We start from the raw sequence: 14,180 nt of genomic DNA on the forward strand, positions 1-14,180 counted from the left end.
GCTGACGCGGAGCGTCACTGGCTGCATTCCCACGCAGAGCGTGGGAACGATCAGGGGTAGCCGGAGCCCACCTGCACCCCGTTCAGCCATTCCTGATTCAGGGTCTCGGTATCCCCCAGGTAATCCAGCAACCACGCCATGGCCGGCGACAGTTTGTTCTGCGCCCACGCCACACACGACGGGCTGGCAGGGAAGGGCCGGGACAGTTGCAGGGCGCTCAGCTCGCCACGCTCGATCCATGGCTGCACCAGGTGCGCCGGCGCCATGCCGACGCACAGGCCATCCCGCAGGCAATCAATCGCCGAAGCCCAATGCGGCACCACCAACCGGCGCTGGTTATCCAGGGTCCAGGTGTCGCGCTTGGGCAGGTTGCGCGAGGTGTCGGTCATGCACAGGGAGGCGAAGGGCCGTAACTGGTCATCGCTGAGCAGGCCTTCTACGGACGCAAGCGGATGCCGACTGCTGACCACGCACAGCCAGTTCAACAGGCCCATGTCGCGAAACGTGAAATGACTGGCCACCGGTACCGCGCTGGTGGCGCCGATCACGATGTCGGTACGGTCATCGGCCAGGGCATCCCACACGCCGTTGTACACCTCGTATTCCATCAGCAATTCCACCTCCGGGAACTGGCGATAGAAATCCAGCACCAGTTGCCGGCAGCGCTGCTGTTTGACGATGGAGTCCACCGCGACTTTCAACTGACCGCTCCAGCCATTCGCCACTTGCTGGCATAGCCGACGGGTGCCGAGCATTTTTTTCATGACGCCCCGGGCCTCGTCGACGAACAATTTACCGGCGGGCGTCAGCTCTACGTCTCGATGACGTCGGACAAACAACGGTACCGCCAGCCATTCTTCGATTTGCCGCACGGTATAGCTGATGGCCGACGGCACGCGGTGCAGTTCCTGGGCGGCGGCGCTGAAGCTGCCGTGGCGGGCTACCGCATCCACCACATCGAGGGAATATTCAGACCACATGAAAGTTGCCTTCAAAAATATTGATAAGAGCGTTCAATTATTATCGCTTCACAGGGAAATGCTCAGCTTCATAATAGGCGCCAGTCAGCAAATAGTTTGATGGCAGTTTATACAAGGCTTCAATGAAAAATTCTTTTGGATTCACCTGGTACCTGGCGGGGCTGAGCATGCTCGGCTATCTGGCCATGGATATGTACTTGCCGGCGTTTGGCGCCATGGGCGAGCAACTGCAAATTTCCCCCGGCGCCGTGGGCGCAAGCCTGAGTATTTTCCTCGCCGGCTTCGCCGTCGGGCAGTTGTTGTGGGGGCCGTTGTCCGACCGGCTTGGGCGCAAGCCGGTCCTGCTCACCGGCCTTTCCCTGTTTGTTCTGGGTTGCCTGGGCATGTTCTGGGTCGAGACCGCGCCGCAGCTGTTGGCCTTGCGTTTTGTCCAGGCGATTGGCGTGTGCTCCGCCGCTGTCAGTTGGCAGGCACTGGTGATCGACCGCTACCCGGCGGACAAGGCGCATCGGGTGTTCGCCGGCATCATGCCGCTGATGTCTCTATCACCAGCCCTCGCGCCGCTGCTGGGGGCGCTGATGTTGAATCACTGGGGCTGGCAGGCGATCTTCGGTGTGTTGTTGGTGGTGTCGTTGCTCCTGCTGCTGCCCACGTTGTTTCTCCGGCCGCTGCCGAAACGCCTGACAACCGATGCCGAACCCTCCCGGCTCGGCTATGGGCAACTGCTCAAGTCGCGGGTGTTCACTGGCAACGTGATGATCTTCGCCGCATGCTCGGCCAGCTTCTTCGCCTGGCTCACCGCCTCGCCGTTCATCCTCGGCGGCATGGGCTACAGCCCCAACGACATCGGCTTGAGTTACGTGCTGCCAACGCTGTCGTTCCTGATCGGTGGCTACAGTTGCCGCAGCGCGTTGCAGCGGTTCCAGGGCAAGACCTTGTTGCCGTGGTTGCTGCTGGCGTACTGCATCAGCATGGTCGCGTTGTACCTGGTCGCGACCTTGACCGTACCGACGCTTGCCACCTTGCTGATTCCGTTCTGCCTGATGGCGCTGGTCAATGGCGCCAGCTATCCGATCGTGGTGGCGAATGCGCTGATGCCGTTTGCGGAAAATTCCGGCAAAGCGGCAGCCTTGCAGAACACCTTGCAGTTGGGCCTGTGCTTTCTTGGGAGCCTGATTGTGTCGTCGATGATCGACCAGCCGCTGTTGATCACCGCGATTGTGATGCTGGCGACCGCGCCACTGGCCGTGTTGGGCTACTGGATGGCACGGCCGAAGGTTGACGATGCGGATGCCGACCTGGTGCGCGCCCGCTAGAAAGTCACTTCCATGTTCACCGTCGGCGTTGATGTGCGGCTGCCCCGGCCGCCGTCCACGCCGAACTTGTTATGCCAATACTCGTAACCCACCCCCAGGTACAGGTTCGGCTTGATGCTCTTTCCCGGGCGCACCGCCACCATTAGCGCGGTGCGCATCAGGGTTTCAGGCGCCGTATCGCGGCCATGGAAGTCCTCGCCTTTTTCCCCGACGTGATTGATAAACCCCTGAAACTTCGCCCCGTGGTTGCCGATCTCGAAAGGCCGCATCCAGGTCAGGTTGAGCATGTAGGTATCGTCGAAGGTGTGGTCGGGTTCTTTCGCACCGGGGATGCCGGAATGGTTCCTTTCCTTGTAGTACATCAGGCTCAGGTCCAGCACGCCGACGGTGTTGAACTTCAAGGTCGGGCCAATCACCAGCGCACGTTTTTTCGCCGAGGCCAGGTTGTTGTTGCGGTTGGCATCAAAGCCGAAGGTCAGCGCGTAATCCTTGATCACCCCGGTGCCCAGCGGCACATCGAATACCCGTGAGGCGTACAGCTGGTGCCGGTACACGGCATACACTTCGCTGCCGCCGTGGTCGGTGCCCTTGCGTGGGTCGCGGCTGTCGGACAGGAACACATCGAGGTTCAGGTAGTTGCTGCCGTACTGGTAGCCGCTGGCGTGGGTGAAGCTGTAGATGCGCTTGCTGAAGTCGTCCGGGTTGTTCGGATTGGTGAACTGCTGTCCGTAGCGAAATCCTACGCTGTTGTTCATCCATTCCAGCGCGACAGCCTCCCCGCCGCCGAACAGTGTGAGTAATACGGTTGCGCCGTGCAGTGCCTTTTTCATTGTTTTAATTCCTTTGGCGTTTTGGCTCATGGCGACCGCGCAAGGGTCGTCGGGCGCAGTATCCGCACATCCTTTGCGGGTTCCAAAGAACAGAATCTCGCCTGGGCCGATGCCGAAACGGCAGCACTGAAGCTGGCCTGAGAGTCAGGAAATACGTGGCGCCGAGGATGTTTCCTGATGTTCGCGCAAGCTGATTTCTTCACTGAGCAGATGGGCCATGGCTTGCACCGCCATCGGCAAGTCCCGGTCTTTGCGGGCGTACAAGCCGAGGTCGCTGAAGATCCCGCCCTGGTCGCTGAGTGGGATGTGCAACAGTTCGCCGCGGGCCAAATCAGCCTCCACGCCGATGCGTGTCTGGAACGCGATGCCCAGTTGCTGGCGCGCCAGTTGCCGGGCCAGCTCCATCGAATTGCTTTGCAGCAGCGGCTTGTTCGCCGCCGCCGAACGCTTGTGCAGCGGCGCGATCAGGTGATGAACCGAGAGTTCGCTCTTGGCCTGGATCACCCCATGTTCACAGCAACGTGCATAACTCACGCACGCCTCGCCGGCCAATGGATGCCCCGGTGTCATCAGCGCACCCAGGCGGAAATGGCCGACACACACCTGGATGGTTTCGCTGCTGCGCGGTAACGCAAAAGCCAGCCCCAAGTCAGCCTGGCCGTTGATCACCGCACCGGGAATCGACTGCGAACCTTGCACCGTGACGCCAATGGTGACTTTCGGATAACGCTCACGCATGCGCTTAAGGGCGGCGGGCAGCAGTTCCACGGTGGCGCCTTCCACCGTGGCGATTTCCACATGGCCGGTCTGCACGCCGTTCAAGCCATCGAGTTCGCCGCGCACACGCTCCACATCCTGCAACAGAACACTCACGTGACGGGTCAGGATCTCGCCGGCCGCCGTCAGGCGCAGCCCGCCGGGCAAACGTTCGAACAGCGCCGCGCCCACTTCGTCTTCCAGCTTGAGGATCTGCCGGTTCACCGCCGAAGACGCCACGTTCAGGCGGCGTGCGGCTTCGCGGATCGAGTGGCAACGGCGAACCATGTCGAAGTAGTAAATCGCCGGAGCGTGGATGCGCAGCTTGCGGTTGAGCATTTTTTCAAGTCCTTGTGCGCAGCACTTCGAGCCACGGGGCAGGGCGGCTGAATGGATTTTTGTAACGCAGTTGAAGGTCTCTTTGTGAAATTGATTGTATACAACTCTATGGACATCCAATCTTTCTATTGCATACAGTGAGCGCACAACAAAAACAGAGAACCCCTCACCATGACTATCCCGAAGGCGTCACCGCAGCGGCCAGAAGATGAGAATCTCGGCGTCGCAGCCAACATGGCTTACGGCCTGCAGCATGTGCTCACCATGTACGGCGGCATCGTGGCCGTACCGTTGATCGTCGGTCAGGCGGCCGGGTTGTCGCCGGCGGATATTGGCTTGCTCATCGCCGCTTCGCTGTTTGCCGGTGGCCTCGCCACGCTGTTGCAAACCCTGGGGTTGCCGTTCTTCGGCTGCCAGTTGCCGCTGGTGCAAGGGGTGTCCTTTGCCGGGGTGGCGACCATGGTGGCGATCGTCGGCAGCGACGGCGCGGGCGGTATCCCGGCGATACTCGGGGCGGTGATGGCCGCGTCCTTGATCGGCTTGCTGATTACCCCGGTGTTCTCGCGAATAACCAAATTCTTCCCGCCGTTGGTCACCGGGATTGTGATCACCACCATCGGCCTGACCCTGATGCCCGTCGCCGCCCGCTGGGCCATGGGTGGCAACAGCCGCGCGGCGGATTTCGGCAGCATGCCGAACGTCGGCCTGGCGGCGCTGACCCTGGTGCTGGTGTTGCTGCTGAGCAAGATCGGCAGCGCGACCATCTCGCGGCTGTCGATCCTGCTGGCGATGGTGATCGGTACGGTGATCGCGGTGTTCCTCGGCATGGCTGACTTCTCCAGCGTGACCCAGGGCCCAATGTTCGGCTTTCCCACGCCATTCCATTTCGGCATGCCAACCTTCCATCTGGCGGCGATCATTTCCATGTGCATCGTGGTCATGGTGACGCTGGTGGAAACCTCGGCGGACATTCTCGCGGTGGGTGAAATCATCGACACCAAAGTCGACTCCAAGCGCCTCGGCAATGGCCTGCGCGCGGACATGCTGTCGAGCATGTTTGCACCGATCTTCGGTTCGTTTACCCAAAGTGCCTTTGCCCAGAACGTCGGGCTGGTGGCGGTGACCGGGGTCAAGAGCCGCTATGTGGTCGCCACCGGCGGGATATTCCTGGTGATCCTCGGCCTGCTGCCGTTTATGGGGCGAGTGATTGCTGCAGTGCCGACTTCAGTGCTGGGTGGGGCCGGAATCGTGCTGTTCGGCACCGTGGCTGCCAGTGGTATTCGGACCTTGTCCAAGGTTGATTACCGCAACAACATGAACCTGATCATCGTCGCCACTTCCATCGGTTTTGGCATGATCCCGATTGCGGCACCGAGTTTCTACGATCACTTCCCGAGCTGGTTCGCGACTATTTTCCATTCGGGGATCAGTTCGTCGGCGATCATGGCGATCCTGTTGAACCTGGCGTTTAACCACTTCACCACCGGCAACTCGGATCAGCAGTCGGTGTTTGTTGCCGGGACTGAGCGCAGCCTGTGCTTCCAGGACGTGGCGGCGTTGCGGGACGGGGATTACTTCAGCGGCGGCAAGTTGTTTGATGCCGAGGGCAAGGAGATTCCGTTACTGGCAGACGTGCCGAAGAAAGCGGTGGTGCAGGGCAGGGCGCAGGCCAGCGAGGTGTAACAGCAAATCATTGTGGCGAGGGAGCTTGCTCCCGTTGGGCTGCGAAGCGGCCCCAGCTTTTGCGACTGCTTCGCAGTCGAGCGGGAGCAAGCTCCCTCGCCACATAAACGGTGTTATCAGCTGACTTTTCTGTGTGGCACAGAGCAGGCCTGATCCAAAAACTGCACCACCGTCCCCATGCACGCCTGTCGCTCTTCAACATGCGGCATGTGGCTGGAGTCTTCGAACAGCGCCCAGCGCACATCGGTAATCTCATCCAGGAACGGCTTGACCACCAGCGGCGTGGCCTCGTCATGCCGGCCGGAAATCACCAGGGTCGGCACATTGACCTTCGACAGCCGGCCAATCACGTTCCAGTCTTTCAAACTGCCAATCACATGGAATTCCGTCGGGCCGCTCATGGCGTGGTACACCGTCGGGTCGGAATCCACCTGGGCGAAGGTGCGGGCGACTTCTTCCGGCCATGGATTGACCCGGCACACGTGCTGGTCATAGAAAATCCGCGAGGCGGCCAGGTATTCGGGGTCTTGGTAGGTGCCGGCCTGTTCGTGCTTGAGCAGGGTTTCGTGCACGCCTTCAGGCAGTAACTTGCGCAGGCGGTTGGCCTCGGCGACCCAGGTCCGCATGCAGGTCGGCGAGTTGGCCGGGATAAACGCACGCAGACCCTTGGGTTGCAGGATGGCGTGTTCGCTGCCGAGCATGCCGCCCCAGGATTGACCCAGGATTGCGTAGTTATTGCTGATTTGCAGGTGGTCCAGCAGGTTGTCCAGTTCTTCCAGGAACAAGCCCACGGTCCAAAACGACGGGTCTTTTTCAGGCAGGTGCGTGGAGCGGCCGTTGCCCAGTTGGTCGTAGTGAATGACCGCGTGGCCACTGGCAGCCACGTCCTTGTAGGCGTCGACATAATCATGGGTGCAGCCCGGGCCGCCATGGAGGATGACCAGTGGCGTGAGGCCGCTGTCCAGGTCGCCGGTGACCCGATACCAGGTCTGGTAGTCGCGAAAAGCCGCATAGCCTTCGCGGATGGTTTCGATGAATTCCATTTCGTGCCCTGCCCTGAGAAAAAAGTGATCAGGCACACGATAGTCGGCACAGAAAGTTTAAGTAACTAGCAAAACAGCTAGGTTTTGCCTTTGGATCAGTCTTCCAGCAACCGGTAATGGGTGGCTCGCACGACCGCTTGTACCCGGTTCTTGGCCCCCAGCTTATGCATGGCCGACGCCAGGTGCAGGGTGACAACGGCCAGGGAGCGGCTCAATTGCGTGGCGATTTCGGCGGCGGTCAGGCCGTCGGCAGCCCATTTCAGGCACTCGCGCTCGCGTTTGGTCAGACGGATGTGCGGGTAGGAGCGCAGTTCCTTGCTGAAAAGCGGGTAGGCCGCTTCCTGCAAGGCATGGGTAATCAGGTTGAAATCCGACAGGGTCTGACGGGCATCCTCCAGCACCGTGCTGGCCTTGCCGGTGCGCAGGCCGGTCAGTGAGGCGAAGCCGCCACGGGGCAAATGGATCGGCACGCTGACGCCGCAGGTCATCTGCTGGTCGTGCAGGTAGCTGGAAACGGGGGCGTGGCAGGGGTCGATGATCTTTTGCAGCGCGGTGTCGGCCTTGGCCTCGTAGGACCAGACAAACGGTGAAACCGTCGACAGTGCGAGGTGTTGCACCGGATCGATCTGATAAAAACCGGAACTGCACCACAAGCTGTACCAGTCTGGCGGCGTATTGCGCAGTTGCAGCACAGAAGGGGTGATCAGTGCACCATTATGGTCAATGGGCACGGGGGTGTAGTCGTAGACCAGCGCATCAAAACCCAGGTCCTGGGCCAATACGAGGGTGTTGTCCATCTGTTCATCCAGGCTCCTGCCGGGGATGAGACGGTCATTAAAGGCAGTTAACCTGGCCAGCATCCGTTCTGCTCCCGAATTCGTTTGAATCTCGTCTTGCTGCAAGTAGAATGCCACGCCCCGGCGAAGGACTGCCAGACCAAACCTATAAGAATTACCAGGTTATGGACGCGCGGCATCCTCGGTAGTGTTGGCCTTTAAACGGCCACTATCCACAGGGCCGACACACAACAAGGAATGTATGCATGTGGCGTGAAATTGCCCCCGACCAGCAGTACAACGTGCAAGTCGATGGCCACAACCTCGTGGCCTACAGCTTTGGCGAAGGCGATGAAGTGTTGCTGTGTCTCAATGGCGGCCCGGGGCTGCCTTGCGACTACTTGCGCGACGCCCATGGCTGGCTCAAGGACAACGGCCTGCGAGTGGTTGCATTCGACCAGCTTGGCACCGGCGCATCAGCCAGACCGACCGATGTTTCGCTGTGGGAAATCAGCCGTTATGTCGAGGAAGTCGAGACGGTGCGCCAGGCCCTGGGCCTGGGTCGCGTGCACCTGCTGGGACATTCCTGGGGCGGATGGCTGGGCATCGAGTACGCCATTCACTATCCCGACGCGCTGAAAAGCCTGATCCTGGAAAACACCGTCGGCGACATTCCGCACCTGTCCCTTGAGCTGGAACGCCTGCGCGGCGCCCTGGGCAGCGAAACCGTGGCGATGATGCAACGCCACGAAGCCATGGGCACTCTCGACCATCCGCAGTACCAGGCCGCCATCACCTTGCTCAACTACCGCCACGTCTGCCGCCTGGACGAGTGGCCGGCACCGGTCCAGCGCTCCCTCGGCGACTGGAACATGGGGCCCTACGAAACCATGCAGGGCCCCAACGAATTCCTCTACATCGGCAACCTCAAGGACTGGAACCGCATCCCCGAGATGGCCGAATTCAAGATGCCGATACTGATCACCACCGGCCAGCACGACGAACTGACCCCGGCCTGCGCCATGCGTATGAAAAGCGCGGCCAGGCACGCTGAATTACACGTGTTCCCCAACAGCAGCCATATGCCGTTTTACGAAGAGCCCCAGGCTTACTTCCCGGTGCTGCTGGACTTCCTTGCTCGTCACCGAGGCTGACGGATGAACCTGGCGCGTTACCGTTTTGTGCTGTCCCGGCCGCTGCAATTGCTGCCGGTGCTGTTTGGCATCAGCCTGATCACCTTCGTGCTGGTGCGCTCGATTCCCGGTGACCCGGCGCGGGCCCTGTTGGGATCGCGCAGCACCCCGGACGCCTTGCTGAAGATCCGCGCCCAATACGGCCTCGACCAGCCACTCTGGTTGCAATATTTCTACTTCCTGAAGAACCTGCTCAAGGGCGATCTCGGCCAGTCGCTGCTGTACAAGGTCGACGCGCTGAAACTGATCGTCACCCGCATCGAGCCGACCCTGTTCCTGGTGCTCGGCAGCGTGCTGCTGGCGCTGTTGATCGCCGTGCCGATGGCCACCGTGGCCGCACGCAATAAAGGCGGCTGGGCGGATAACCTGATCCGGCTGTTCACCACGGTGGGCCTGGGCATGCCGGCGTTCTGGCTGGGCTTGATGCTGATTCTGTTGCTCAGCGTGCAATGGGGCCTGTTCCCGGTCTCCGGCTATGGGCGCACCTGGCTGGACAAGGCGCACCACATGGTTCTGCCGTGCCTGACCATCGCCTTGGCGCTGTCGGCGGTGCTGGTGCGCAACCTGCGGGCGAGCATGCTGATGGAGTTGCAGGCTGATCACGTGACTGCCGCCCGGGCGCGCGGCTTGTCGGAGGCGGCGGTGTTTCGTCGCCACGTTTTGCCCAATTCCCTGGTGCCGGCGGTCAACCTGTTGGCGGTGAACATTGGCTGGCTGATCAGCGGCACGGTGGTGATCGAAAGCCTGTTTGCGATTCCCGGCATCGGCCAGTTGCTGGTGCGCGGGATTTTCACCCGCGACTACATGGTGGTGCAGGGCGTGGCGATGGTGCTGGCCTGTGCGACCGTGCTGGTCAACTTTGTCGCCGATGTGGTAACGGTCGCGCTGGACCCGCGAGTGAAGATGCAATGAGCAGTCGCCCCTTGATTGCCCCGTGGCGCTTGCGCCTGCGCTTTGGTTTCCGCAATGGCCGGCTGACGGCGGCCTGGGGTCTGTTGATTCTGCTGACATGGCTGGCGCTGGCACTGTTCGCTCCGTGGATAGCACCGTTCGATCCGATTGCGCAAAACACCGATATCAGTTTGCTGGGCCCCAGCCTGTCCCATCCATTTGGCACGGACAACTACGGCCGCGACATTCTTTCGAGGGTGATCTGGGGCGCGCGCATCGACCTGCAACTGGCGGTGGTCGGAGTGATCTTTCCGTTCCTGATCGGCACCTTTGTTGGCGCGGTGTCCGGTTATATCGGCGGGCGTTTTGACAGTTTTTGTATGCGGGTGATTGACGTCATCCTCGCGTTCCCCTTTCTGGTGCTGATGCTCGCGATCATGGCGATCCTCGGCCCGGGTTTGAAAAGCTTTTATATCGCCATGGCGCTGGTGGGTTGGGTGTCCTACGCACGACTGATCCGCTCGCAGATCCTGGTGCTCAAGGAAAGCGACTTCGCCTTGGCCGCCAAAAGCCTGGGCTTTGGCCATGGGCGCATTCTGTTTCGGCATTTGTTGCCCAACGCGATGTTCGGTTCGATTGTGTTCTCGATGTCTGACGCGGTGCTGGTGCTGCTCAACGGTGCAGCCGTCAGCTACCTCGGCCTGGGCGTGCAACCGCCGACCGCCGAGTGGGGCACCATGGTTGCCGAAGGCCAGGCGTTTATCACCACCGCCTGGTGGATTTGCACCTTCCCGGGCCTGGCCATCGTGACATTGGCCATGGGTTTCAGCCTGCTGGCCGATGGTGTGGCGCAAGTGCTGGGGGATCGCTCATGAGTCTTCTGCAAGTGCAGGACCTGAGTGTGATCGCCAACAACACCGGGCGCGATGTGACCCTGGTGGACCGGGTGTCCTTCGACCTGGCCGAAGGTGAAATCCTCGGTCTGGTGGGCGAAAGCGGTTCGGGCAAGACCATGGCCTGTCGCGGTCTGATGCGTTTGCTGCCGTCCTCGAGCCTGCGGGTGCAGGGCGGTTCGGTGCGCCTGGCGGGCAAGGACCTTCTGACACTGGATGACGCGGGCATGCGTGCGGTTCGTGGCGGGCAACTGGGCATGATTTTCCAGAACCCCAGCAGCCACCTCGACCCGCTGATGCGCATTGGCGAGCAGATCGCCGAAGGCATCCGCCTGCATCAGGGTGCGTCGAAAAAAGACGCGCGATTGCAGGCTATCGAAGTGCTGCGCCAGGTCGGTATTCCCGATCCCCAGGCGCGTATCGACAACTATCCTCACGAGTTTTCCGGCGGCATGCGCCAGCGGGCGATGATCGCCGTGGCCCTGGGCTGCAATCCAAAAGTGCTGATCGCCGACGAGCCGACCACCGCCCTCGACGTGACCGTGCAGGCCCAGATTCTGCGCCTGCTGCTGGACCTGCGGGACCAGCGCGGCCTTTCGATCATCATGATCACCCACGACCTAGGCGTGGTGGCGCAAACCTGCGACTCCATCGCCGTGATGTACGCCGGGCGCCTGTGCGAGCACGGCAGCAAATACGAGCTGCTGGCACACCCGCAACATCCGTACACCGCTGGCTTGATCGAGTGCCAGCCCGCCACCAGCAGTGGGCACGCCTTGTTGCGCACTATTGCCGGGCAACCGCCGTTGCTCGATGCCTTGCCCAAGGGCTGCCGGTTCAACCCGCGATGCCCGCAAGTCGGCAGCTTGTGCACTGAGCTGTTGCCGGAAGGCGCACGGGTTGCCTGCCACTATCCTCTGGGAGTTCGCCCATGACGCTTTTACAGGTGAATGACCTTGAGGTGCGTTTTGCCGCCTCCGGCAGTGGCGTATTTGGCCTGAATAAACAGTGGGTGAGGGCGGTCAACGGCGTGTCGTTGACGCTGGCTGCTGGCGAAACCCTTGGGTTGGTGGGTGAGTCCGGCAGCGGGAAAAGCACCCTGGGGCGGGCGATCCTGCACCTCAACCCGATCAGCGCCGGGCAGGTGGTATTTGACGGCATCGACATGGCTCACGCCGGGCCTGTCGACATCGCGCGTTTGCGGCACGAGACGGCGATGATCTTCCAGGATCCCTACGCGGCCCTGAACCCGCGTCTGACGGTCGGCGAAACCATCGCTGAAGTCCTGCGGGTGCAGCGCAAGGTGGCGTCAGAAAACATTCCACGCCGGGTCGACGAATTACTCGACCTCGTAGGCCTGCGCCCCGAACTCGCCAGCCGCAAGCCCGGCTCTCTCAGCGGCGGCCAGTGCCAGCGCGTCGGCATCGCCCGGGCGCTGGCAGTGGAGCCACGGCTGATCATCGCCGACGAATGCGTGGCTGCCCTGGATGTGTCGATCCAGGGCCAGATCATCAACCTGCTGCTGGAACTGCAACAGCGCATGAACCTGGCGATCCTGTTTATCGCCCACGACCTGGCCATCGTCCGCCGCCTGTGCGACCGGGTGGCAGTGATGTACCTGGGGAAAATCGTCGAGGAAGGCCCGGTGGAAGCGGTATTCACCACGCCGCGCCATCCCTACACCGCAGCGTTGATCCAGGCGATCCCGGAGATTGATCCGTACCGCCCACTGCCCAGCGAACCGTTGCCGGGCGAGCCGCCGAGCCCGCTGAAATTGCCCAGTGGTTGCGCCTTTCACCCGCGTTGCCGGCATGCACGAGCCGTGTGTGCCGAGGTATTGCCGCCGACTCACGTTGTGCAAACGCATCGGTACAGTTGCGTGCTTGAAGAACCTTTGCTTTGAACCCTTCCTGCCGATCATGAACAACCGCCGTTATAGACAAGGAGTTATGACATGCAATCCCGTCACTTGAAGTTGCTCGCCGCCGCCACGCTCACTGCGTGGTCGCTGACCGCCGGTATCGCCCATGCGGCCGGTGTACTCACCATCGGTTGCCGTGAAGACAGCACCACGTTTGACCCGATCAAAAGCGCGCAGAACCGCGACACCTGGGTGTTCGCCAACGTTTACGACACCCTGGTACGCGTGGATAACCTGGGGACCAAGATGGAGCCGGGGCTGGCAGAAAGCTGGGACATTTCCAAGGACGGCCTGACGTACACCTTCAAACTGCGGGCCGCGAAGTTCTCGGATGGCTCGCCGATCACTGCTGACGACGCCGCCTTCAGCCTGTTGCGCATTCGCGACAACAAGGCCTCGCTGTGGAGCGACCCGTTCAGCCTGATCAACACCGCCAAGGCTGCTGATCCGCAGACCCTGGTCGTGACCTTGAAAACCCCGGCGGTCGCCTTCCTCTCGCAACTCGCTTCGCCGACGGTGTCGATCCTGTCGGAAAAAGCCATGACCAAGATGGGCGAAGACGCCTACTCGGAAAACCCGGTGACCTCCGGCGCGTTTACCGTGGAAGAGTGGCGCAAGGGCGATCGGGTGATCCTGAAGAAGAACCCGAACTTCTGGCAGGCAAGTAACGTGAGCCTGGATGGCGTAGAGTGGGTGTCGGTCACCGACGACAACACGCGCATGCGCATGGTGCAGAACAACGAACTGGACACGGCGATCTTCGTCCCGTTCTCCCGGGTTGAAGAGCTTAAGAAAGACAAGAACGTGGTGGTCCACTCCGACCCGTCGACCCGTGAAGATCACCTGTTGATCAACCATGCCCACGGCCTGCTGGCCAAGCCGGCAGTGCGTCAGGCGCTGGACATGGCCATCGATAAACAATCGCTGGTGAAAACCGCCACCTTCGGCCAAGGCACCGTGGCCTATTCCTACATCCCAAAAGGCTCGCTGTACCACTACGCCAACAACCTGCAACGCCCGTATGACCCGACCGAAGCCAAGAAACTGCTGGCTGCTGCCGGCGCCCAGGACTTGAAGTTGAACTACGTGGTCAACGCCGGCAACGAAGCCGACGAGCAGATTGCGGTGATGATCAAGGATCAGTTGGCCAAGGTCGGCGTGACGGCCAACCTGCAAAAGGTCGACCCGACCCAAAGCTGGCAGATGCTGGTGGACGGCGAATACGATATTTCGGTGATGTACTGGACCAACGACATCCTCGACCCGGACCAGAAGACCACCTTCGTGCTGGGCCACGACACCAACCAGAACTACATGACTCGCTACAAGAACGACAAAGTGAAGGACCTGGTGGCGGCCGCACGGATCGAGGCGGATCCGGTCAAGCGTGAGCAGATGTATGTCGACCTGCAGAAGATGGCGAAACAGGATGTGAACTGGATCGACCTGTACTACAGCCCGTACATCAACATCTCACGCAAGAACGTGAGCAACTTCCTGCAAAACCCGCTGGGGCGTTTCACCCTTGAGGAAGTGGTGAAGAACTAAGTTCTAGAGAA

Annotated in this window: 13 protein-coding genes; 8 read left to right on the forward strand and 5 right to left on the reverse strand. The window is 61.1% G+C overall.

Features of this window, described 5'->3' with window-relative positions:
• Positions 1-50: 50 nt before the first annotated feature.
• A complete protein-coding gene (punR, locus tag AU074_RS26680) occupies positions 51-980 on the reverse strand; it encodes a DNA-binding transcriptional activator PunR (protein WP_076017276.1) in 930 nt (309 codons plus the stop codon).
• Positions 981-1,102: 122 nt separating this feature from the next.
• On the opposite strand from punR, the gene punC reads away from it, so the two are divergent.
• On the forward strand, positions 1,103-2,296 hold the full coding sequence (gene punC / locus AU074_RS26685) for a purine nucleoside transporter PunC (RefSeq protein WP_076017277.1): 1,194 nt from the start codon (positions 1,103-1,105) through the stop codon (positions 2,294-2,296).
• Here punC and AU074_RS26690 read toward each other — a convergent pair.
• On the reverse strand, positions 2,293-3,126 hold the full coding sequence (locus AU074_RS26690) for a nucleoside-binding protein (RefSeq protein WP_076017278.1): 834 nt from the start codon (positions 3,124-3,126) through the stop codon (positions 2,293-2,295). The two genes, punC and AU074_RS26690, sit on opposite strands and share 4 nt — an antisense overlap.
• 144 nt (positions 3,127-3,270) lie before the next feature.
• A complete protein-coding gene (locus AU074_RS26695; RefSeq protein ID WP_076017279.1) occupies positions 3,271-4,221 on the reverse strand; it encodes a LysR family transcriptional regulator in 951 nt (316 codons plus the stop codon).
• 171 nt (positions 4,222-4,392) lie between these two features.
• Between AU074_RS26695 and AU074_RS26700 the strand changes: the two genes are divergently transcribed.
• Positions 4,393-5,904 carry a nucleobase:cation symporter-2 family protein gene (locus AU074_RS26700; protein ID WP_076017280.1) on the forward strand — a complete coding sequence of 504 codons (1,512 nt, stop codon included), beginning with the start codon at positions 4,393-4,395 and terminating at the stop codon, positions 5,902-5,904.
• A 116-nt stretch (positions 5,905-6,020) separates the two neighbouring features.
• On the opposite strand, the gene AU074_RS26705 is transcribed toward AU074_RS26700, so the two are convergent.
• Positions 6,021-6,947, reverse strand: coding sequence for a proline iminopeptidase-family hydrolase (locus AU074_RS26705; protein ID WP_076017281.1), 927 nt, complete (start codon positions 6,945-6,947; stop codon positions 6,021-6,023).
• A gap of 95 nt (positions 6,948-7,042) precedes the next feature.
• On the reverse strand, positions 7,043-7,807 hold the full coding sequence (locus tag AU074_RS26710; protein ID WP_076017282.1) for a LuxR family transcriptional regulator: 765 nt from the start codon (positions 7,805-7,807) through the stop codon (positions 7,043-7,045).
• A 182-nt stretch (positions 7,808-7,989) separates the two neighbouring features.
• Between AU074_RS26710 and AU074_RS26715 the strand changes: the two genes are divergently transcribed.
• Genes AU074_RS26715 through AU074_RS26740 form a run of 6 tightly spaced genes read left to right on the forward strand, consistent with a single transcriptional unit; the run spans position 7,990 to position 14,169 of the window.
• Positions 7,990-8,877, forward strand: a complete 888-nt coding sequence (locus AU074_RS26715) for a proline iminopeptidase-family hydrolase (RefSeq protein ID WP_017477306.1) — start codon at positions 7,990-7,992, stop codon at positions 8,875-8,877.
• Between the two features lie 3 nt (positions 8,878-8,880).
• Positions 8,881-9,828, forward strand: a complete 948-nt coding sequence (locus tag AU074_RS26720; protein WP_076017283.1) for an ABC transporter permease — start codon at positions 8,881-8,883, stop codon at positions 9,826-9,828.
• On the forward strand, positions 9,825-10,682 hold the full coding sequence (locus tag AU074_RS26725) for an ABC transporter permease (protein WP_076017284.1): 858 nt from the start codon (positions 9,825-9,827) through the stop codon (positions 10,680-10,682). The genes AU074_RS26720 and AU074_RS26725 overlap by 4 nt, the downstream gene beginning before the upstream one ends.
• On the forward strand, positions 10,679-11,635 hold the full coding sequence (locus AU074_RS26730; protein WP_076017285.1) for an ABC transporter ATP-binding protein: 957 nt from the start codon (positions 10,679-10,681) through the stop codon (positions 11,633-11,635). Before AU074_RS26725 ends, AU074_RS26730 begins: the two co-directional genes overlap by 4 nt.
• Positions 11,632-12,603: an ABC transporter ATP-binding protein gene (locus AU074_RS26735; RefSeq protein WP_076017286.1), complete on the forward strand. Its 972-nt coding sequence runs from the start codon at positions 11,632-11,634 to the stop codon at positions 12,601-12,603. Before AU074_RS26730 ends, AU074_RS26735 begins: the two co-directional genes overlap by 4 nt.
• A gap of 51 nt (positions 12,604-12,654) precedes the next feature.
• The gene (locus AU074_RS26740) at positions 12,655-14,169 is read left to right on the forward strand and encodes an ABC transporter substrate-binding protein (RefSeq protein WP_076017287.1); all 1,515 of its coding nucleotides are present in this window, start codon (positions 12,655-12,657) and stop codon (positions 14,167-14,169) included.
• Positions 14,170-14,180: the final 11 nt, after the last annotated feature.

This window comes from Pseudomonas sp. ATCC PTA-122608 (assembly GCF_001952855.1).
Lineage (GTDB): Bacteria > Pseudomonadota > Gammaproteobacteria > Pseudomonadales > Pseudomonadaceae > Aquipseudomonas.

Bases quoted from the DNA above. Each gene is read 5' to 3' on its own strand.
- punR (WP_076017276.1), bottom strand. From the start codon at position 980: ATGTGGTCTGAATATTCCCTCGATGTGGTGGATGCGGTAGCCCGCCAC.
- punC (WP_076017277.1), top strand. From the start codon at position 1,103: ATGAAAAATTCTTTTGGATTCACCTGGTACCTGGCGGGGCTGAGCATG.
- AU074_RS26690 (WP_076017278.1), bottom strand. From the start codon at position 3,126: ATGAAAAAGGCACTGCACGGCGCAACCGTATTACTCACACTGTTCGGC.
- AU074_RS26695 (WP_076017279.1), bottom strand. From the start codon at position 4,221: ATGCTCAACCGCAAGCTGCGCATCCACGCTCCGGCGATTTACTACTTC.
- AU074_RS26700 (WP_076017280.1), top strand. From the start codon at position 4,393: ATGACTATCCCGAAGGCGTCACCGCAGCGGCCAGAAGATGAGAATCTC.
- AU074_RS26705 (WP_076017281.1), bottom strand. From the start codon at position 6,947: ATGGAATTCATCGAAACCATCCGCGAAGGCTATGCGGCTTTTCGCGAC.
- AU074_RS26710 (WP_076017282.1), bottom strand. From the start codon at position 7,807: ATGCTGGCCAGGTTAACTGCCTTTAATGACCGTCTCATCCCCGGCAGG.
- AU074_RS26715 (WP_017477306.1), top strand. From the start codon at position 7,990: ATGTGGCGTGAAATTGCCCCCGACCAGCAGTACAACGTGCAAGTCGAT.
- AU074_RS26720 (WP_076017283.1), top strand. From the start codon at position 8,881: ATGAACCTGGCGCGTTACCGTTTTGTGCTGTCCCGGCCGCTGCAATTG.
- AU074_RS26725 (WP_076017284.1), top strand. From the start codon at position 9,825: ATGAGCAGTCGCCCCTTGATTGCCCCGTGGCGCTTGCGCCTGCGCTTT.
- AU074_RS26730 (WP_076017285.1), top strand. From the start codon at position 10,679: ATGAGTCTTCTGCAAGTGCAGGACCTGAGTGTGATCGCCAACAACACC.
- AU074_RS26735 (WP_076017286.1), top strand. From the start codon at position 11,632: ATGACGCTTTTACAGGTGAATGACCTTGAGGTGCGTTTTGCCGCCTCC.
- AU074_RS26740 (WP_076017287.1), top strand. From the start codon at position 12,655: ATGCAATCCCGTCACTTGAAGTTGCTCGCCGCCGCCACGCTCACTGCG.